The organism is Paraburkholderia sp. BR10937, assembly GCF_040965695.1.
In the GTDB taxonomy this organism is placed as follows: domain Bacteria; phylum Pseudomonadota; class Gammaproteobacteria; order Burkholderiales; family Burkholderiaceae; genus Paraburkholderia.
Genome location: NZ_JBFRCL010000275.1, coordinates 1 through 240, shown reverse-complemented (window position 1 = coordinate 240; position 240 = coordinate 1). Strand labels below are relative to the sequence as shown.

Genomic DNA, 240 nt, shown 5'->3' with positions numbered 1-240 from the left:
ATCAAGACCGATTGGCAAGCGCCGGAAGGTTTCACCCCGCCGCCGGGCGGCCTGCACAACCGCTGGCCCGATCTGCCGAGTCTCGCCATCGAGCAGCGCCTCGCCGCCAAGCTCGACGCCGTGCGCCGCACGCCCTACTTCTGCTCGGGCTGCCCGCACAACACGTCGACCAAGGTGCCCGAAGGCTCGATCGCGCAGGCCGGCATCGGCTGCCACTTCATGGCTTCGTGGATGGAGCGC

1 protein-coding gene is annotated in these 240 nt (G+C 69.2%); it reads left to right on the top strand.

What is annotated here, in order from left to right; all coding sequences use genetic code 11:
* A partial coding sequence (locus tag AB4Y44_RS42960; protein ID WP_368702862.1) for a hypothetical protein occupies positions 1-240 on the top strand: 240 nt, incomplete at both ends.